Below are 18,252 nucleotides of genomic sequence, written 5' to 3'. Positions count from 1 at the left end.
GCTGGGTCCGTCGGGCCTGTTGACCGCTCTGTGGAGTTCGCCCCCCGGCCGGTTACCCGTACTGTTCCCCGTTCACCTACCCATGAGGGGCAGTTCCCGGCCGACCTCGGTATCGACATAGACGCGCGGGACGCGCGTTCCGATGCGGGTCACGATCTCGTACGCGATCGTCCCCGCGGCCTGCGCCCAGTCCTCGGCGGTGGGCTCCCCCCGGTCACCGGGGCCGAAGAGCACCGCCTCCGCACCCGCCGGTGGCTCGTCTCCCCCCAGGTCGACGACGAACTGGTCCATCGCGATCCGCCCCGCGACAGTGCGCCACTTACCGCCGATCAGCACCGGCCCGTTCCCCGAGGCGTGCCGCGGGATGCCGTCGGCGTAACCCAGCGGGACGAGGCCGAGGGTGGTCTCGCCGGGGGTGGTGTAGCGGTGGCCGTAACTGACGCCGTGCCCGCCCGGCACCTGCTTCACCAGCGCCAACGACGCCGAGAGCGTCATCACCGGCCGCAGCCCGAGGTCGGCCGGCGTGCCGATCTCGGGGCTGGGCGAGATCCCGTAGAGCGCGATTCCCGTGCGTACCAGATCGAAGTGGGCCTCGCGAAGGGTGAGGGTGGCGGGCGAGTTGGCGATGTGCCGCACCTCGGGCCTGACGCCCTCGCCCTCGGCGTACGACACCATCTCCCGGAAGCGGCCGAGCTGGAGGGCGATGGACGGATGCCCGGGCTCGTCGGCGCACGCGAAGTGCGACCACAGTCCCGTGATCCGGACGAGCCCCTCGGCCTCCGCCTGCACCGCCGCCTCGACGAGTTCGGCCCAGTCGTCGCCGGGCTGGCACCCGTTGCGCCCGAGCCCGGTGTCGGCCTTGAGCTGCACGCGCGCGGGCCGCCCCGCCTGCCGGGCGGCCTCCAGGACCTCGCGCAGGGCCCACATCCCGCTCACGGACATGTCGATGTCGGCCTCGACGGCCGCACGCCAGGGCCCCCCGGGCGTCCACAGCCAGCACATGATCCGCACGTCCGCCGGGATGCCCTCCGCCGCCCGCAGCGCCAGGGCCTCCTCGGGCGTGGCGGTGCCCAGCCAGCCGGCTCCGGCCGCCACGGCCGCCCGCGCGCACGGCAGCGCGCCGTGCCCGTAGGCCTCGGACTTCACCACGGCCATCAGGGCCGCGCCGGGCGCATGGGCGCGCAGGGCCCGCACGTTGGCGCGCAGCGCGCCAAGATCGATCTCAGCCCGACCGCGCAACGGGGCGGTGCTCGGCAACTGTGCAGTGGTACTCATCGCGCCCAGTCTCTCAGAGCGGTCGGACAGCCCTTCGACCCCGACCCCCACCGCCCCGCCGGCGCTCCGCCCCTGTCAGTGGCGGACCGGCCCGGGGGCGCGAGGGCCGCCCGGGCCCTGACCGGCCCGTACCCACCCCGCCGCACGGGCCCCGGACCCGACCCCGCGCCCCTGCTGGTTCCGCGCCCCGCGACAGGCCCGGGCCGGGGTCCCTGCTCACTCCCGCCGTACGTCCCGCCAGGCCCCCGGAATCGCCCCCGCCACGTCCAGCGCCCCCACCGGCGCGCCGTCGGCGGCGAACCTCCCCGCCAGCCCGTGCAGATACGCCCCCACGCTTCCCGCGTCCCGGGCCGAGAGCCCCGCCGCCAGCAAGGACCCGGCGAGTCCCGAGAGCACGTCCCCGCTCCCTGCCGTGGCCAGCCACCCCGTCCCGGTGGCGTTCACCCGCACGGCCACGCCGCCTTCCGGGTCGGCCACCAGCGTCGTCGACCCCTTCAGCAGCACGGTCGCCCCGTACCGCCCCGCCAACTCCCGCGCCGCTGCGAGCCGGGCCCCCTCGACCTCCTCCCGGCTCACCCCCAGCAACGCCGCCGCCTCCCCCGCGTGCGGAGTCATCAGCGTCGGCGCGCTCCGCCCCCGCACCGCCCCGGCCTCCGCCAGCCGCAGCCCGTCCGCGTCCACCAGCACCGGCACATCGGCCCTCAGCACCTCGGCCACCGTGCCCGCGTCGTCCCCGGCGCCCGGCCCCACGACCCACGCCTGCACACGCCCCGCCCGCCGCGGCCCCTGATCCGACACCAGCGTCTCGGGGAACCGCGCGATCACCGCGTCCGCGGCCGGCCCGACGTACCGTACGGCCCCCGCCCCGCCCCGCAGCGCGCCGGCGACCGCCAGCACGGCGGCCCCCGGATACCGGGCCGACCCGGCGGCGATCCCGACGACCCCGCGCCGGTACTTGTCGCTCTCCGGAGCCGGCACCGGCAGCAGAGCGGCCACATCCGAGTGCTGCAGGGCCTCCAGCTCGACGCCCGCGCGAGGCAGCTCCAGCCCGATGTCGACGAGCCGCACCGACCCGGCGTACTCCCGCGCGGGATCCACCAGCAGTCCCGGCTTGTGCGTCCCGAACGTCACCGTCAGATCGGCCCGGACAGCCGCACCCCGCACCTGCCCGGTATCGGCGTCGACCCCACTCGGCAGGTCGACGGCGACCACGGCCGCCCGCGCCCGGGTGGCGGCCGCCGCCAGCGGCACGGCCTCGGCCCGCAGCCCGCCCTTCCCCCCGATTCCCACGATCCCGTCGACGACCAGGCCGGCCCGCTCGATCAGCCCCTCCGCCCCGTCCGGCCCGGCCGCGGAGCCCCCCGCCCGCCGTAGCGCCGCAAGCCCACCCGCATGGGCCCGCTCAGGGGACAGCAACACGGCCGTCACCCCTGCCCCCCGCCGCGCCAGGCGCGCGCCCGCGTAGAGGGCGTCGCCCCCGTTGTCACCGCTTCCCACCAGCAGCACCACGCGGCTGCCGTACACCCGCCCCAGCATCTCCGCGCAGGTGACGGCGAGCCCGGCCGCGGCCCGCTGCATCAACGCCCCCTCCGGAAGCCGCGCCATCAGCTCCCGCTCGGCCGCCCGAACCGACTCCACGTTGTACGCAGTACGCATACGCCGAGTCTCCCGCACACCACCGGCACCGTCGCACCCCTCGCCGGGTTGCCACCCCATTGCCGGGAGCGGCGGAACGCGGCCGACCGGCTGCCGCGCGAGCCGGCGCCGGGACCCGCCCCGCGAACTGGCCGGGGTCACGGACCTCCGCCGGGCCGGTCCGTGGCGGCGGGTCTCACCCTTCCGCGACGACGACGGCCGAGGCGACACCGGCGTCATGACTGAGCGACACGTGCCAGGACCGAACGCCGAGTTCCGCCGCCCGCGCCGCCACGGTCCCGGCCACCCGCAACCGGGGCTGCCCGCTGTCCTCGACGTAGATCTCGGCGTCGGTCCAGTGCAGACCGGCCGGGGCGCCGAGCGCCTTGGCGACCGCTTCCTTGGCGGCGAACCGGGCGGCCAGCGAAGCGATGCCCCGCCGTTCCCCGCTCGGCAGCAGCAACTCGCTCCGCAGGAAAAGCCGGTCGGCCAGCGCGGGCGTACGCTCCAGCGACGCCCGGAACCGATCGATCTCGGCCACGTCGATCCCGACCCCGATGATGCTCATGCCGAGCACCCTACGGGCGGGGCCGGGCGCCGGCCTGGAGGCGCTGGTTCCCTTGCGCACCGGCGCCCGGTGCGACGCGGGTGCCCGCCGGGCGGGAAGTGATGCCCGATTTCACGTGTTCCGCGCACTGTGCGCCCTGGTGGGTCACATCTCCCGGGGCCGGACGCACGCACGAGGGGCCGGGGCCTGAAGCACGAAAGGGCCCGGTCGGCGACCGGACCCTTTCGTGTCGACGCGCACCCGCGACGAGACGGCCTACCAGCGATACCAGCGGCCGCGCCGGCCACCCGCGCCTGTCGGCCGGACCACGAAGCCCAGCAGCCACAACACGATCACGATGATCGCGATCCACCACAGCACCTTCAGCGCGAAGCCGGCACCGAAAAGGATCAGGGCCAGCAGAAGAACAAGAAGAAGGGGAACCATGTTTATCAACCTCCAGGACGACGGGTTCCCCGCTTCCGGGCGGACAAGCACACGAGAATTCGGGTTGTTTGGCCCTCGCCGGAGCGGTAACCCGGACATCACCAAACGCCGTGACGACGTTGGGATGTGGAAACTCATGACTGGCAACCAGAAGGCGAAGGCCAAGGCGGAGCAGCTTGTGGGCATGGCGAAGGAGGCCCTCGGCCGCACGTCCGGCAACCGCCGGATGCATGCCGCGGGGCGCTCGCATCGCGCCCACGGTGATGCGCGCCAGGCCTGGGAGAAGGCGAAGGACGCCTTCCGCCACTGAGCCCGGAAGGGACGCCGGGACAGGGACGGTAATCGGGTGCGGGCCCTCTCTTGGAGGTGTCCCGCACCCATTACCGTCCCTCTTTTACGCCGCGCCGAGCTCACACCACACGAATTTCCCCCGATTTCCCTCCCGCGCCGACGGCTGCCACCCCCACACATCGGCGCACGCCCGCACCAGCGCCATCCCCCGTCCCGCCTCCACCTCCTCGAGTTCACCCCGGGACCGTGGCGGCTCGGGCGGCTCCGGATCGGCGTCCCAGGCCCCGATCCGCAACACCCCTTCCGCCCACTTCACCCTCATCGCGGCAGGCCCCTTGGTGTGCCGTACGGCATTGGAAACCAACTCGGCCGCGAGCAACTCGGCGACGTCGACGTACCGGATCAGCCCGCAATCGATGGTCCTGAGGCGTGAACCAACGGCACGCCAGGTGCGCCTGGGTGTCGAGTTGCGCAAACTCCGCGAGGCGGCGGGCCTCACCGCCCGCGAGGCCGCAGCACTGCTCGGGACGGGCCGCGTGCAGATCAGCCACATCGAATCCGGGCTCACGGGTGTGAGCGAGGAGCGGGTCCGCCGCCTCGCGTCCCACTACGCGTGCACGGACGAGAACTTCATCGACACCCTGGTCGCCATGGCCACCGACCGGACACGCGGTTGGTGGGAGGAGTACCGGGGTCTCCTTCCCACGTCGTTCCTGGACCTCGCCGAACTCGAACATAACGCCACATTCCTGCACGAGGTGGCGATCATGTACGTACCGGGCCTGCTGCAGACAGAGGACTACGCCCGCGCGGTCTTCTCTTCCAGGATCCCGGAACTCACATACGCGGAACTGGAGTTGCGCGTCCGCCATCGACTGAGGCGCCAGCAGATCCTTCAACCGTACGAGTTGGTGATCCACGAGTCGGCCCTACGGATCAGGGTCAGCGACCGTCCCGCCACCCGAGCTCAGCTCACGAAGGTCCTGGAACTCTCCGACGCGGACAACATCACCGTGCGCGTCATCCCCCTCGACCGGGACGGCTTCGCCAGAGCCTCGAGCACGATGACGTATGCGTGTGGCCCGCTACCCAAGCTGGACACAGTGATCCGCGACGCACCCCATGGCTCGGCCTTCCTCGAATCCGAGGCTCAACTCAACGCCTATCGAACGCGCTTCCGTAGGGTAGAAGCTGTGTCACTCGAACCCGAACGGTCGCGTGACTTCATCCACGAGCTGACGAAAGAGCTGTGAGGCACTCCATGACCATGCCCGACAACTGGCGGAAGTCGTCCTACTCAGGCGAGGGCGACGGCAACGCCTGCGTGGAAGTCGCCAACTCCCCCACCCGCACAGCCATACGCGACTCCAAGGCCCCGGCCAGCGCAATCCTCACCTTCCCGGCCGGAGCCTTCGCCCCCTTCCTCGACGCCCTGAAGGCGAGGCCCTACTCCACGGTCACCGACTTGGCCAGGTTCCGAGGCTGATCCACCTCGTTCCCCCGCGCCGTCGCCAGCTCGCACGCGAACACCTGCAACGGCACCGCCGCCACCAGCGGCTGAAGCAGTGTCGGCGTCACGGGGATCCACACCAGGTGGTCGGCGTACGGCACCACCGCCTCGTCGCCTTCCTCGGCGATCACGATGGTCCGCGCGCCCCGGGCCCGGATCTCCTGGATGTTGGACACGATCTTGTCGTGGATCAGGGACCGCCCCCGGGGTGAGGGGACGACGACGACCACGGGCAGGTCCTCCTCGATGAGGGCGATCGGCCCGTGCTTGAGCTCGCCCGCAGCGAAGCCCTCGGCGTGCATGTAGGCCAGTTCCTTGAGCTTCAGGGCTCCTTCGAGGGCCACCGGATACCCGACGTGCCGCCCCAGGAACAGCACGGTGTTCTTCGCGCCGAGCGAGCGCGCAAGCTCCCGAACCGGCTCCATGGTCTCCAGGACCCGCTCCACCGCACCCGAGATGTGCGACAGATCCCGGATGACGTCCTGGATCTCGTCTCCCCACTTGGTGCCCCGCACCTGGCCCAGGTACAGCGCGACCAGATAGCAGGCCACCAGCTGGGTGAGGAACGCCTTCGTGGACGCCACCGCGACCTCCGGCCCGGCGTGCGTGTAGAGCACGGCGTCCGACTCACGTGGGATCGTCGAGCCGTTGGTGTTGCAGATCGCCAGCACCCGGGAGCCCTGCTCACGGGCGTGCCGCAGCGCCATGAGGGTGTCCATGGTCTCGCCGGACTGGGAGATGGCGATGACGAGCGTCTGCTGGTCGAGGATCGGATCCCGGTACCGGAACTCACTCGCCAGCTCCACCTCGCACGGGATCCGGGTCCAGTGCTCGATGGCGTACTTGGCGATCAGCCCCGCGTGGAAGGCCGTACCGCACGCGACGATGACGACCTTGTCGGCCTCCCGCAGCACCCCGGGAGGGATCCGCACCTCGTCCAGCGTCAGCGAGCCGGACGCGTCGATGCGCCCCAGCAACGTATCGGCGACAGCCTTGGGCTGCTCGGCGATCTCCTTGAGCATGAAGTAGTCATAACCCCCCTTTTCCGCGGCCGACGCGTCCCAGTCGATGTGGTACGAACGCACGTCCGCCGGCCGGCCGTCGAAGCCCGTCACCGTGACCCCGTCCCGGCGCAGCTCCACCACCTGGTCCTGCCCCAGCTCGACCGCCGACCGCGTGTGGGCGATGAACGCGGCGACGTCCGAGGCGAGAAATGCCTCGCCTTCTCCAACGCCCACCACCAGCGGCGAGTTCCGCCGGGCCCCCACCACCACGTCCGGCACGTCCGCGTGCACCGCGACCAGCGTGAACGCCCCTTCCAGCCGCCGGCACACCCGCCGCATCGCCTCCGCGAGGTCCGCGCAGGCCGAGAACTCCTCGGCGAGCAGATGAGCGACGACCTCGGTGTCGGTCTCGGACGCCAGGTCGTGGCCACGCTCCGCCAGCTCGGCCCGCAGGCTCGCGAAGTTCTCGATGATCCCGTTGTGAACCACGGCGACCCGCCCGGCGTTGTCCAGATGCGGATGCGCGTTCGCATCCGTCGGACCGCCGTGCGTGGCCCACCGCGTGTGCCCGATCCCCGTCGAACCGGCCGGCAACGGCCGCTCCACCAGTTCCTTCTCCAGGTTGAGCAGCTTCCCGGCCTTCTTCGCCGACACCAGCCCACCGTCCGCGAGCACGGCGACGCCCGCCGAGTCGTACCCCCGGTACTCCAGCCGCTTCAGCCCCGCCGTCACCACATCCAGCGCCGACTGCGACCCCACGTATCCCACGATTCCGCACATGCCGGGCAGCCTACGATCCGGCGGCCACCCAAAAAGCCTTCCGCGTGCCCGAAATCGGAAATTCCCACGAGAGTACGAACGCATCAGCGGCGACTACCACGGCCAGCCGCCCACGCGAGCGAGGGGCGACAATCAGCCACTCCCGCACCTCCTTCGGCGGACCCGGTGACGTGACCCACCCCACCCCCCACCTCGTTCAAACTCCGTTAACAATGGACTGTGATCTCTCCGGTCTCCCCGACACGGAGCGCCCACCGGCCCCGCCCGGAGGCGACTCCCTACGTCGATCTCACCCGCGCCGAGTGGAGCGCGCTGCGCGACAAGACGCCGCTGCCTCTGACGGCGGAGGAAGTCGAGAAGCTGCGCGGCCTCGGTGACGTCATCGACCTCGACGAGGTGCGGGACATCTACCTCCCGCTCTCCCGCCTCCTGAATCTCTACGTCGGCGCCACCGACGCCCTCCGCGGCGCCCTCAACACCTTCCTCGGCGAGCAGGGCTCCCAGTCCGGCACGCCCTTCGTCATAGGCGTCGCCGGCTCGGTCGCCGTCGGCAAGTCCACGGTCGCCCGCCTGCTCCAGGCCCTGCTCTCCCGCTGGCCGGAGCACCCGCGCGTGGAGCTGGTCACGACCGACGGCTTCCTGCTCCCCACCAAGGAGCTGGAATCCCGCGGCCTGATGTCCCGCAAGGGCTTCCCCGAGTCCTTCGACCGCCGCGCCCTGACCCGCTTCGTCGCCGACATCAAGGCCGGCAAGGACGAGGTCACCGCCCCCGTCTACTCCCACCTCATCTACGACATCGTCCCGGGCGAACGACTCGTCGTCCGCCGCCCCGACATCCTGATCGTCGAGGGCCTGAACGTGCTCCAGCCCGCCCTCCCCGGCAAGGACGGCCGTACCCGGGTCGGCCTCGCCGACTACTTCGACTTCAGCGTCTACGTCGACGCGAGCGCGGAGGACATCGAGCGCTGGTACCTCAACCGCTTCAAGAAGCTCCGCCAGACGGCCTTCCAGAAGCCGGACTCCTACTTCCGCAAGTACACCCAGGTCTCCGAGGAAGAGGCCGTCGAGTACGCCCGCACCCTCTGGCGGACCATCAACAAGCCCAACCTCGTGGAGAACATCGCCCCCACCCGCGGCCGCGCCACCCTGGTCGTCCGCAAGGGCCCTGACCACAAGGTGCAACGCCTCCGGCTGCGCAAGCTCTGACCGTTACTCTGCCGCCATGCTGCATCTGAGGGTGATCACACCGTCCGGCAAGACCGACGACGTGGTCCGCACGATCGAGCAAACCGTCGGCACCACCCATCTCTGCGTGCTGACGGGCGTCGCCCGCAACCCTGCCGGAGATGTGGTGACCTGTGACGTGGCCCGCGAGGCGGGTGACGAACTCCTCGACAGACTCCAGGAACTGGGCATCGAGGACTGCGGTTCGATCGCCGTCGAGGACATCGATCTGTCGCTGTCCGAGCGTGCCGTCAAAGCCGAGAAGGACGCCCCCGGCGAGGCCGCGGACGCGGTGCTGTGGGAGCACCTGACCGAGGCGACCCACGAGGAGTCGACGCTCTCGGTCACCTACCTCGCGTTCATCACGCTGGCCACGATGATCGCGGCCTGCGGTGTCGTCCTGGACAACGCGATCCTGATCGTGGGCGCGATGGCGGTGGGCCCGGAGTTCGGCCCGCTCACCGGCATCAGCACCGCCCTGATCCAGCGCCGCCCCCGCCTCGCCCTGCGCTCGCTGATCGCCCTGCTGGTCGGCTTCACCGTGGCGATGGCGGTGACCGTCGGCTTCAGCCTCTTCATGGACGCCGTCGGCCTGTTCACCGAGGACCGGCTGGAGGGCGACCGGCCGCAGACCGGGTTCGTCTGGGCCCCCGACTGGTTCTCCTTCGTCGTGGCGGTCCTGGCCGGCATCACGGGCACTCTCTCGCTGACGTCATCGAAGTCGGGCGCCCTGGTGGGGGTCGCGATCTCGGTGACCACGATCCCCGCCGCGGCGAACGCCGCCGTGGCCCTGAGCTACGGCGACACCGAGCAGACCGTCGGCTCCATCGAACAGCTCCTGCTCAACCTGCTCGGCATCGTCCTCGCGGGCAGCCTCACGCTGATGGCCCAGAAGTGGTTCTGGTCGTCCCGCCGACCCCGGATGACCGAGGCCGGATGACCGATCCATGATGACCGCCCCCAGATGGCCGACGCCGTTGTAAGGGGCGGGGCTTCCCGGCAGCCACGGCCGACCCGCGGTAGACACCGGCACGAGCACAGGCCCCGGCCCCGGCCCCGGCCCCGGCGGCACCCCACCCCGACCCGGCGCTAACCCAGCGCCGACTTCACCGCATCGGCCAGCCGGCCGGCCACGGACCGCGCCTGGTCGATGTCCGCCGCCTCGACCATGACCCGCACCAGCGGCTCGGTCCCCGACGGCCGCAGCAGCACCCGCCCGGTCGCCCCCAGCTCCCGCTCCGCCTCCCCGACGGCGGCAGCCAGGTCCGCGGACGTGCGCACCCGCGACTTGTCCACGTCCGGCACATTGATCAGCACCTGCGGCAGCCGCTCCATCACACCGGCCAGCTCCCGCAGCGACCGCCCGCTCTGCGCGACCCGCGCCGCCAGCAGCAGCCCCGTGAGCGTGCCGTCCCCGGTCGTCGCGTGGTCGAGGATGATCACGTGCCCGGACTGCTCGCCGCCGAGGGCGTAGCCGTGCTCCTTCATCTCCTCCAGCACGTACCGGTCGCCCACCGCGGTCTGGACCAGCTGAATGCCCTCGCGCTCCATGGCCAGCTTGAAGCCCAGGTTCGACATCACGGTCGCGACAACGGTGCCGGAGCGCAGTGCGGAACGCTCCCGCATCGCCAGCGCGAGCACGGCCAGAATCTGGTCGCCGTCCACCTCCTGACCGGTGTGGTCCACGGCGAGGCACCGGTCCGCGTCACCGTCGTGCGCGATGCCGAAGTCGGCCCCGTGCTCGACGACCGCGGCCTTCAGCGGTCCCAGGTGCGTCGACCCGCACCCGTCGTTGATGTTCAGCCCGTCCGGCTCGGTCCCGATCGTGACGACCTCGGCCCCGGCCTGTGCGAAGGCCTCCGGCGACACCCGCGCCGCCGCCCCGTGCGCCTCGTCGAGGACGATCTTCAGCCCGTCCAGCCGGTTCGGCAGTACGTCGAGCAGGTGGCCGACGTACTGGTCGGCCCCCTCCTCGTAGTCCCGGACCCGTCCGACGCCGGACCCGGTCGGCCGCTCCCAGGGCTCACCGCGCCGGTGCTCCTCGTAGACGGACTCGATCCGGTCCTCGAGGTCGTCCGGCAGCTTGTGCCCACCGCGCGCGAAGAACTTGATGCCGTTGTCCGGCATGGCGTTGTGGCTGGCGGAGAGCATGACGCCGAGGTCGGCCCCCAGCGCCCCGGTCAGATGCGCCACCGCCGGCGTCGGCAGCACGCCGACCCGCAGGACGTCCACGCCGGCGCTGGCGAGGCCCGCGACCACCGCGGCCTCCAGGAACTCTCCGGAAGCGCGCGGGTCCCGCCCGACCACCGCCGTCGGCCGGTGGCCGGCGAAGGTGCCCGCCTCGGCCAGTACGTGGGCCGCCGCGACGGACAGACCGAGCGCCATCTCGGCCGTCAGATCCGCGTTGGCGACACCGCGCACGCCGTCCGTGCCGAAGAGTCGTCCCACTTGTCCTCCTGAGGAAACGTCAGTCCCGGTAGCCCCGCGGGTGCGTCCCGTGCTCGTGGCTCCCGGGTCCCAGGCATATGCTGCCTGGCCATCCCATCACACAAGACTTTGAGCGTCTTGTGCCGTTATACGCCTGTGCCAGTTGATAAACGAACGCCCCGGCGGCACAGTGGCGTGCCGTCGGGGCGTTCGGAGTACAGCCCGCGATTAGCGCTTGCTGTACTGCGGAGCCTTGCGGGCCTTCTTCAGACCGGCCTTCTTGCGCTCGACCGCACGGTCGTCGCGGCGCAGGAAGCCCGCCTTCTTCAGCGCACCGCGGTTGTTGTCGACGTCGGCCTCGTTCAGCGCACGGGCGACACCGAGACGGAGCGCACCGGCCTGGCCGGAGACGCCGCCACCGGCGATACGGGCGATGACGTCGTAGCGGCCCTCGAGCTCGAGCACCTTGAAGGGCTCGTTGACCTCCTGCTGGTGCACCTTGTTCGGGAAGTAGTCCTCGAGGGTGCGGCCGTTGATCTTCCACTTGCCGGTGCCCGGAACGATCCGGACGCGGGCAATGGCGTTCTTGCGACGGCCCAGGCCGGCGGCCGGCTGGGGCTCGCCGAAGCGGGAGGCCATGGACTCCGAGGTGTACTCGCCCTCGACGGGGACCTCGGACTCGGTGGTGTAGCTGTCGATGTCAAGCTCTTCGAGCGGCTGCTCGGCAGTGGTCTCGGCCACGATTCTCCTCAGATTCTCTTCAGTCTTAGGGGTGGCCGGACTTACTGCGCGACCTGGGTGATCTCGAACGGAACCGGCTGCTGGGCAGCGTGGGGGTGGTTCTCGCCGCGGTAGACCTTCAGCTTGGAGAGCATCTGACGGCCCAGGGTGTTCTTGGGGAGCATGCCCTTGACGGCCTTCTCGATGGCCTTCTCGGGGTTCTTGTCGAGCAGCTCGTCGTAGCGGACGGAGCGCAGACCACCCGGGTAGCCCGAGTGGCGGTACGCCATCTTCTGGGTCCGCTTGTTGCCGGAGAGGTGCACCTTGTCGGCGTTGATGATGATGACGAAGTCACCAGCGTCGACGTGCGGCGCGTAGATCGGCTTGTGCTTGCCCCGGAGGAGGGTGGCGGCAGTGGTGGCGAGTCGGCCCAGGACGACGTCCTGAGCGTCAATGACGTGCCACTGGCGCGTCACATCGCCGGGCTTGGGGCTGTACGTACGCACGGTTCGTAGCCTTCGCTTCGAGTGAATGGTCCTGAACAGGTCACCGAAACGATCACGACAGCCCTGACCGCACAGCGGTTGACGCAAACCGCGTGCTGGTCGCTGGTCATCGGCCCGGTGGACCGGTGTAAGGGCCCGTCCCGTGAGAATGAGCAAGCCAATACACAACGAAGAAGCAGGATACCCGTGGCGTGTCCACCCGGTCAAAACGGGTGCGCCGCGACCCCGCAATCCCGTCCCGCAGCCTGTTCGAAAGCGCGGCACCCCCTCCTCCTCAAGACCTCACCCGCTCGCACCGCACGGTCACGGCCGCCACACAGAACGTGAACAACCGTCGGGCACACCCTCGCGGTCCGGCCGAGCAGCAACGGGGCACGACCAGCAGCAGAAGGTCGTACGGCGGCCCCTGCACCCGTGTCCCCGAGAGCACCAGGCCGGCCGCGACCTCGCCGAGCACCCCCCACAGGCCGCCCGCGACCCTTCGTACCAACCACCCGGAGATGCCGTATTTGCCCGTGCTCATGGAGCGAACGCTAGGGCTTCCAGGGCTCGTTGAGACGGACCAGCACACCCCTCGGCCCGTCTAAACTGCGCCCCATGAGCTATGGGCAGGGGGGACCCCAGTCCCAGTGGGATCCCTGGAAACCGCATTCGCAGCAGCAGCCCTGGAGCGGCGGCAGCGACCAGACGCCGGACTGGGCGGCGCTCGCCGAGGCGTCCGAGGCACGCCACAAGCGGCGCCGGCTGCTGTTCATCGGCGGCGGCGCGCTCGCCACCGTCGCGGTGGGCGCGGCCGTCGCGGTGGCCGTCGTCTCCGCGAACGGCAGCAGCCAGGCGTCGAACAAGCCGACCTCCCAGCTGCCCGCGACCGCCGACATCCCCGGCGAGTCCACCCCGCCGGCGCCGTCCTTCGCGCCGACCAGCGCGCCGCCGCCGCTGGACCCGAAGGACTTCGTCTCCAGCAAGACCAAGGACACCGCCCCGCTCAGCGCGGCAGGCCTCTTCCCGGGCACCCAGCTGACCATGGGCGACACCGTCTACAAGAAGGGCCCGACGGCCGACACCGAGAACTGCGCCACGGCCGCCGCGGGAAGCCTCCCGAAGGTCCTCACCGCCAACGACTGCACCCGGCTGCTGCGCGTCACCTACACCAAGGACGGCATCGCCGTGACGGTCGGCGTGGCCGTCTTCGACACCGAGGCCAAGGCCGCCAGGGCCAAGAAGCAGGCCGACAGCAAGAGCATCGTGGAGTCGCTGTCCGGCGGCGGCGTCAAGGAGTTCTGCAATGCCGCGGTCTGCCGCTCCACCACCAACTCCTACGGCCGCTACGCCTACTTCACCCTCGCCGGATTCACCAACGGCAACGACGTGACGCCCAAGGACACGGCCGTCTTCTCCACCGGCGACGACCTGGCCGAGTTCACCTTCCGCCAGATCCGCAGGCGGGGCGAGGCCCAGGCCTCGGCGGCGGCCAACGAGTAGGGCGCCGGCTCAGCAGCACCCCGCCGTACCCGGCAGCGACCGCTTGTTGCGCGCCTCCCTGTTGCGCGCGGCGAGCTGGTCGTCCGCCGGGTAGCCGACCTCCTCCAGCGTCAGCCCGTGCGGCCGTACGACGTGCACCGCCGAGTCCCGTACTCCGGCGGCGAGCACCTTGCCCGGCCAGTCCGCCGGGCGGTGCCCGTCCCCCACGAACAGCAGCGCGCCGATCAGCGAGCGCACCATGTTGTGGCAGAAGGCGTCGGCCCGCACGGTCGCGGTGACGATCCCGTCGTCACCGCGCACCAGGCTCAGCTCCTGCAAGGTGCGAATGGTCGTGGCACCCTCGCGCTTCTTGCAGTAGGCGGCGAAGTCGTGCTCCCCCAGCAGCCTGCGCGCCGCCTCGTTCATCACGCCGACGTCGAGCGGCCAGTCGTGCCACAGGACGTGGCCCCGCAGCAGCGGGTCGACACCGCCCGGGTTGTCGGTGACCCGGTAGGCGTAACGGCGCCAGACGGCGGAGAAGCGCGCGTTGAAACCTGGCGGGGCCTCCCGCAGGGCCCACACCCGCACATCCTTCGGCAGCCGCCCGGCGAGCCGCTTGAGCAGCTTCTCCTTCTGCTCCGCCCACACGTCCCGGGGCAGATCGACATGTGCCACCTGCCCCCGCGCGTGTACACCGGCGTCCGTCCGGCCGGCCACGGTCAGCTCGTACGTCGTGTGGCGCGACCGTGTCACGGTCCGCAGCGCGTCCTCGATCTCCCCCTGCACCGTCCGCTTCCCACCGGCCTGCTTGGCCCACCCGTGGAACGCGCCGCCGTCGTACGACAGGTCGAGCCGGATACGCATGTAACCGGGTGCTGCTTCATCACTCACGTACAGATCCTCTCAGCAACACAAGAGCGGGCCCGCTCCTCGAAAGGAACGGGCCCGCAACGCCCTGAAGGGGGCGGGGAACTGCGCGACAAGCCACAACGAACCCGCAGCCGCCGGCCGAACAGCCCCCGGCAGAACGCTTACGCGTCCTTCGACTCCTCGGCAGGAGCCTCGACGGCCTCGTCGGACTTGGCCTCGGTGGCCTCCTCCTTCTTGAGGGCGTCTTCCTTGACCGCACGCTTGGTGGCGGCCTCGGCCTCACCCGTCGCCTGCTGCGCGACCGTCAGCGCCTCGACCAGCTCGATGACAGCCATGGGCGCGTTGTCGCCACGACGGTTACCGATCTTGGTGATGCGGGTGTAGCCACCCGGACGGTTCTCGTATCGCGGGCCGATCTCGGTGAAGAGCGTGTGGACGACGCTCTTGTCCGTGATGACCTGGAGCACCTGGCGGCGGTTGTGAAGGTCGCCCTTCTTCGCCTTGGTGACCAGACGCTCGGCGTACGGGCGCAGGCGGCGGGCCTTCGCCTCGGTGGTGGTGATCTTGCCGTGCTCGAAGAGCGACTTCGCGAGGTTCGCGAGAAGCAGCTTCTCGTGCGCGGCGCTGCCGCCCATGCGGGCACCCTTGGTGGGCTTCGGCATTTTCCATCTCCTGTGTCTCTGCCCCGGCCGTATCAGGTACCGAGGTCAGTATCCGAGCGGGCGGTTGCCCGTCGAAGATCCGGGAGCCGCCCCGGAAGGGGCGGTCCCGGAAGGGGCGCGGGGAACTGCGTGACCAGCCACAACCGGTCCGCAGACACAGTACGGCCTCCCCGCGGAGCGCTCAGTACTGCTCGGTCTCCACGAAGCCGGCGTCCGCGTCGTCGTCGGCGCCGAAGGCGTCGGCGGCCGCCGTGGGGTCGAATCCGGGCGGGCTGTCCTTCAGGGCCAGGCCCATGCCGGCCAGCTTCGCCTTGACCTCGTCGATCGACTTCGCACCGAAGTTGCGGATGTCGAGCAGGTCGGCCTCGGAACGCGCCACGAGCTCACCCACGGAGTGGATGCCCTCACGCTTGAGGCAGTTGTACGACCGGACGGTGAGCTCCAGCTCCTCGATCGGCAGCGCCAGATCGGCGGCGAGCGCGGCGTCCGTCGGGGACGGACCCATGTCGATGCCCTCGGCGTCGATGTTCAGCTCACGCGCGAGACCGAACAGCTCGACCAGCGTCTTACCGGCGGACGCCATGGCGTCACGCGGCCGCATGGCCTGCTTGGTCTCGACGTCGACGATCAGCTTGTCGAAGTCGGTGCGCTGCTCGACACGGGTGGCCTCGACCTTGTACGTGACCTTGAGCACCGGCGAGTAGATGGAGTCGACCGGGATACGGCCGATCTCCTGGCCGACCTGCTTGTTCTGCACGGCGGAGACGTAACCACGGCCACGCTCGACCGTGAGCTCCATCTCCAGCTTGCCCTTGCCGTTGAGCGTGGCGAGGACCAGGTCGGGGTTGTGCACCTCGACACCGGCCGGCGGCGCGATGTCGGCGGCGGTGACCAGACCCGGGCCCTGCTTGCGCAGGTACATCACGACCGGCTCGTCGTGCTCCGAGGAGACGACCAGCTGCTTGATGTTGAGGATCAGGTCGGTGACGTCCTCCTTGACGCCCGGCACGGTGGTGAACTCGTGCAGCACGCCGTCGATGCGGATGGACGTGACCGCCGCACCCGGGATCGAGGACAGGAGGGTACGGCGGAGGGAGTTGCCGAGGGTGTAGCCGAAGCCCGGCTCCAGCGGCTCGATCACGAACCGGGAGCGGAACTCGTCGACGACCTCTTCGGTCAACGAGGGACGCTGAGCGATCAGCATGTTGCGTTCCTTCTGTCAGGGGCGCCCGCTATTTGACGCCCTGAGCCACCGGGCGGCAGCCCGATGCCGATTTCCTTACAAGGGTACGGGCGATACGACCCGAAGGGGCCGTACCGCCCGGATACCTCAGCGAAGCGGGGTCAGACGCGACGACGCTTCGGCGGGCGGCAGCCGTTGTGCGGGGTCGGCGTGACGTCCTGGATGGAGCCGACCTCGAGACCGGTCGCCTGGAGCGAACGGATCGCGGTCTCACGACCGGAACCCGGGCCCTTCACGAACACGTCGACCTTGCGCATGCCGTGCTCCTGGGCGCGGCGGGCGGCCGACTCGGCGGCCATCTGCGCGGCGAACGGCGTGGACTTCCGGGAGCCCTTGAAGCCGACGTGGCCGGCGGAGGCCCAGGAGATCACGTTGCCGGACGGGTCCGTGATGGAGACGATCGTGTTGTTGAACGTGCTCTTGATGTGCGCGTGGCCGTGAGCGACGTTCTTCTTTTCCTTGCGGCGCACCTTCTTGGCAGCGCCCTGACGTCCCTTGGGGGGCATCTCTTAACTCCTACGGGAGGTGGTCGGTCCTACAGCGAAGACCGCTGGACGGCGAGTCCGCTGCGGACTACTTCTTGCCCGGCTTCTTCTTGCCGGCGATGGCGCGACGCGGGCCCTTGCGGGTGCGGGCGTTGGTGCTGGTGCGCTGACCGCGGACCGGCAGGCCACGGCGGTGACGCAGACCCTGGTAGCAGCCGATCTCGACCTTGCGGCGGATGTCGGCCTGGATCTCGCGACGGAGGTCACCCTCGGTCTTGATGTTGTTGTCGACGTACTCGCGGATCGCGACGAGCTGCTCTTCGCTCAGGTCACGGACGCGGGTGTTCGGGTCGATGCCCGTGGCAGCCAGCGTCTGCTGCGAGAGGGTCCGGCCGATGCCGAACACGTAGGTGAGGGCGACCTCCACGCGCTTTTCGCGCGGGATGTCGACACCGGAAACGCGTGCCATTCAATGGCTCCTGGTGATCTTCGGAGGTCTTCCGCAGGACCGGTTCCCAGCCGCCGTGTCAGGTACGAACTGGGTCCCCGGCCTCCGACCGGGGGTGTCGAGCCGTGGCGCGGCTCGGGCCCTGCGTATGAACAAATTCAGCTCGCGTCGCGCGAATCTCTGCGAAAGCGGTGCAGAGGGAGAGGTCCTGCGTCAGCCCTGGCGCTGCTTGTGGCGCGGGTTGTCGCAGATGACCATGACCCGGCCGTGACGGCGGATCACCCTGCACTTGTCGCAGATCTTCTTGACGCTCGGCTTGACCTTCATGGGGTGAGGTTCTCCGGGTCAGTTGCCGACGGCCCCGCGCGGGACGCGGGGCGTGGGCAAGATCTACTTGTACCGGTAGACGATCCGGCCACGGGTCAGGTCGTACGGAGAAAGCTCCACCACGACCCGGTCGTCAGGGAGGATGCGGATGTAGTGCATGCGCATCTTGCCGCTGATGTGTGCCAGGACCTGGTGGCCGTTCTGGAGCTCGACCTTGAACATGGCGTTCGGCAGAGACTCGACGACAGTGCCCTCGATCTCGATGGCACCTTGCTTCTTGGCCACGCTTCGCCCTTCGGAATCGACTACCTTGATCGACCCCTGGACTTTTCCCTTACGGGCGCATGCAGACATGCGGGTACACAAGAGCCGACGAGTCAGTCTACGTCA

At 70.2% G+C, this 18,252-nt stretch carries 23 protein-coding genes; 6 read left to right on the top strand and 17 right to left on the bottom strand.

Annotation, left to right across the window (positions count from 1 at the left end; genetic code table 11):
• Positions 1-72: 72 nt before the first annotated feature.
• The 4 genes from alr to ACGF8A_RS10715 all read right to left on the bottom strand — a co-directional run bounded on the left by alr (position 73) and on the right by ACGF8A_RS10715 (position 3,904).
• Complete coding sequence (alr, locus tag ACGF8A_RS10730) at positions 73-1,275, bottom strand: alanine racemase (RefSeq protein ID WP_393106401.1); 1,203 nt, start codon at positions 1,273-1,275, stop codon at positions 73-75.
• Between the two features lie 216 nt (positions 1,276-1,491).
• Positions 1,492-2,931 carry an NAD(P)H-hydrate dehydratase gene (locus tag ACGF8A_RS10725; RefSeq protein ID WP_393106399.1) on the bottom strand — a complete coding sequence of 480 codons (1,440 nt, stop codon included), beginning with the start codon at positions 2,929-2,931 and terminating at the stop codon, positions 1,492-1,494.
• Between the two features lie 175 nt (positions 2,932-3,106).
• Positions 3,107-3,478, bottom strand: a complete 372-nt coding sequence (locus tag ACGF8A_RS10720; RefSeq protein ID WP_393106396.1) for a holo-ACP synthase — start codon at positions 3,476-3,478, stop codon at positions 3,107-3,109.
• Positions 3,479-3,733: 255 nt separating this feature from the next.
• The gene (locus tag ACGF8A_RS10715) at positions 3,734-3,904 is read right to left on the bottom strand and encodes a hydrophobic protein (protein ID WP_393106394.1); all 171 of its coding nucleotides are present in this window, start codon (positions 3,902-3,904) and stop codon (positions 3,734-3,736) included.
• On the opposite strand from ACGF8A_RS10715, the gene ACGF8A_RS10710 reads away from it, so the two are divergent.
• The gene (locus tag ACGF8A_RS10710; RefSeq protein WP_393106392.1) at positions 3,903-4,214 is read left to right on the top strand and encodes a CsbD family protein; all 312 of its coding nucleotides are present in this window, start codon (positions 3,903-3,905) and stop codon (positions 4,212-4,214) included. The two genes, ACGF8A_RS10715 and ACGF8A_RS10710, sit on opposite strands and share 2 nt — an antisense overlap.
• Before the next feature lie 84 nt (positions 4,215-4,298).
• On the opposite strand, the gene ACGF8A_RS10705 is transcribed toward ACGF8A_RS10710, so the two are convergent.
• Complete coding sequence (locus ACGF8A_RS10705) at positions 4,299-4,694, bottom strand: ATP-binding protein (RefSeq protein ID WP_393106390.1); 396 nt, start codon at positions 4,692-4,694, stop codon at positions 4,299-4,301.
• On the opposite strand from ACGF8A_RS10705, the gene ACGF8A_RS10700 reads away from it, so the two are divergent.
• Entirely contained in the window at positions 4,612-5,448 is an 837-nt protein-coding gene (locus ACGF8A_RS10700; RefSeq protein ID WP_393106388.1) for a helix-turn-helix domain-containing protein, read from the top strand. The two genes, ACGF8A_RS10705 and ACGF8A_RS10700, sit on opposite strands and share 83 nt — an antisense overlap.
• 8 nt (positions 5,449-5,456) lie before the next feature.
• Positions 5,457-5,681 carry a DUF397 domain-containing protein gene (locus ACGF8A_RS10695; protein ID WP_393106386.1) on the top strand — a complete coding sequence of 75 codons (225 nt, stop codon included), beginning with the start codon at positions 5,457-5,459 and terminating at the stop codon, positions 5,679-5,681.
• Here the strand turns inward: ACGF8A_RS10695 and glmS are convergent.
• Complete coding sequence (gene glmS, locus ACGF8A_RS10690) at positions 5,642-7,489, bottom strand: glutamine--fructose-6-phosphate transaminase (isomerizing) (RefSeq protein ID WP_393106384.1); 1,848 nt, start codon at positions 7,487-7,489, stop codon at positions 5,642-5,644. The two genes, ACGF8A_RS10695 and glmS, sit on opposite strands and share 40 nt — an antisense overlap.
• 219 nt (positions 7,490-7,708) lie before the next feature.
• Here glmS and coaA point away from each other — a divergent pair, with 219 nt between their 5' ends.
• Positions 7,709-8,695 carry a type I pantothenate kinase gene (gene coaA, locus ACGF8A_RS10685; protein ID WP_393106382.1) on the top strand — a complete coding sequence of 329 codons (987 nt, stop codon included), beginning with the start codon at positions 7,709-7,711 and terminating at the stop codon, positions 8,693-8,695.
• A gap of 16 nt (positions 8,696-8,711) precedes the next feature.
• Positions 8,712-9,653: a DUF389 domain-containing protein gene (locus ACGF8A_RS10680; protein ID WP_393106380.1), complete on the top strand. Its 942-nt coding sequence runs from the start codon at positions 8,712-8,714 to the stop codon at positions 9,651-9,653.
• A gap of 149 nt (positions 9,654-9,802) precedes the next feature.
• Here the strand turns inward: ACGF8A_RS10680 and glmM are convergent, their stop codons facing one another.
• The 4 genes from glmM to ACGF8A_RS10660 all read right to left on the bottom strand — a co-directional run bounded on the left by glmM (position 9,803) and on the right by ACGF8A_RS10660 (position 12,889).
• A complete protein-coding gene (gene glmM / locus ACGF8A_RS10675) occupies positions 9,803-11,161 on the bottom strand; it encodes a phosphoglucosamine mutase (protein WP_393106378.1) in 1,359 nt (452 codons plus the stop codon).
• Positions 11,162-11,368: 207 nt separating this feature from the next.
• Positions 11,369-11,881: a 30S ribosomal protein S9 gene (gene rpsI / locus ACGF8A_RS10670; protein WP_010036632.1), complete on the bottom strand. Its 513-nt coding sequence runs from the start codon at positions 11,879-11,881 to the stop codon at positions 11,369-11,371.
• Between the two features lie 41 nt (positions 11,882-11,922).
• Positions 11,923-12,366: a 50S ribosomal protein L13 gene (gene rplM, locus ACGF8A_RS10665; protein ID WP_076087999.1), complete on the bottom strand. Its 444-nt coding sequence runs from the start codon at positions 12,364-12,366 to the stop codon at positions 11,923-11,925.
• 274 nt (positions 12,367-12,640) lie between these two features.
• Positions 12,641-12,889 (bottom strand): hypothetical protein, encoded by a 249-nt coding sequence (locus tag ACGF8A_RS10660; RefSeq protein WP_393106376.1) that lies wholly within the window; start codon positions 12,887-12,889, stop codon positions 12,641-12,643.
• 74 nt (positions 12,890-12,963) lie between these two features.
• On the opposite strand from ACGF8A_RS10660, the gene ACGF8A_RS10655 reads away from it, so the two are divergent.
• Positions 12,964-13,848, top strand: a complete 885-nt coding sequence (locus ACGF8A_RS10655; protein ID WP_393106374.1) for a hypothetical protein — start codon at positions 12,964-12,966, stop codon at positions 13,846-13,848.
• A gap of 9 nt (positions 13,849-13,857) precedes the next feature.
• On the opposite strand, the gene truA is transcribed toward ACGF8A_RS10655, so the two are convergent.
• The 7 genes from truA to infA form a co-directional block, all read right to left on the bottom strand.
• Positions 13,858-14,718: a tRNA pseudouridine(38-40) synthase TruA gene (gene truA / locus ACGF8A_RS10650; protein WP_393106372.1), complete on the bottom strand. Its 861-nt coding sequence runs from the start codon at positions 14,716-14,718 to the stop codon at positions 13,858-13,860.
• A gap of 140 nt (positions 14,719-14,858) precedes the next feature.
• Positions 14,859-15,359 carry a 50S ribosomal protein L17 gene (rplQ, locus tag ACGF8A_RS10645; RefSeq protein WP_393106370.1) on the bottom strand — a complete coding sequence of 167 codons (501 nt, stop codon included), beginning with the start codon at positions 15,357-15,359 and terminating at the stop codon, positions 14,859-14,861.
• A 181-nt stretch (positions 15,360-15,540) separates the two neighbouring features.
• Positions 15,541-16,563: a DNA-directed RNA polymerase subunit alpha gene (locus tag ACGF8A_RS10640; protein WP_003966937.1), complete on the bottom strand. Its 1,023-nt coding sequence runs from the start codon at positions 16,561-16,563 to the stop codon at positions 15,541-15,543.
• Positions 16,564-16,703: 140 nt separating this feature from the next.
• The gene (gene rpsK, locus ACGF8A_RS10635; protein ID WP_003956432.1) at positions 16,704-17,108 is read right to left on the bottom strand and encodes a 30S ribosomal protein S11; all 405 of its coding nucleotides are present in this window, start codon (positions 17,106-17,108) and stop codon (positions 16,704-16,706) included.
• A gap of 67 nt (positions 17,109-17,175) precedes the next feature.
• On the bottom strand, positions 17,176-17,556 hold the full coding sequence (gene rpsM, locus ACGF8A_RS10630; RefSeq protein ID WP_189703407.1) for a 30S ribosomal protein S13: 381 nt from the start codon (positions 17,554-17,556) through the stop codon (positions 17,176-17,178).
• A 192-nt stretch (positions 17,557-17,748) separates the two neighbouring features.
• The gene (gene rpmJ / locus ACGF8A_RS10625; protein ID WP_003974245.1) at positions 17,749-17,862 is read right to left on the bottom strand and encodes a 50S ribosomal protein L36; all 114 of its coding nucleotides are present in this window, start codon (positions 17,860-17,862) and stop codon (positions 17,749-17,751) included.
• A 63-nt stretch (positions 17,863-17,925) separates the two neighbouring features.
• The gene (gene infA / locus ACGF8A_RS10620; RefSeq protein WP_003948620.1) at positions 17,926-18,147 is read right to left on the bottom strand and encodes a translation initiation factor IF-1; all 222 of its coding nucleotides are present in this window, start codon (positions 18,145-18,147) and stop codon (positions 17,926-17,928) included.
• Positions 18,148-18,252 lie beyond the last annotated feature (105 nt).

This window comes from Streptomyces sp. NPDC047706 (assembly GCF_043204795.1).
Lineage (GTDB): Bacteria > Actinomycetota > Actinomycetes > Streptomycetales > Streptomycetaceae > Streptomyces.
Note: the sequence above shows the minus strand (reverse complement) of the source record. Positions and strands in the feature narration are given on the sequence as shown.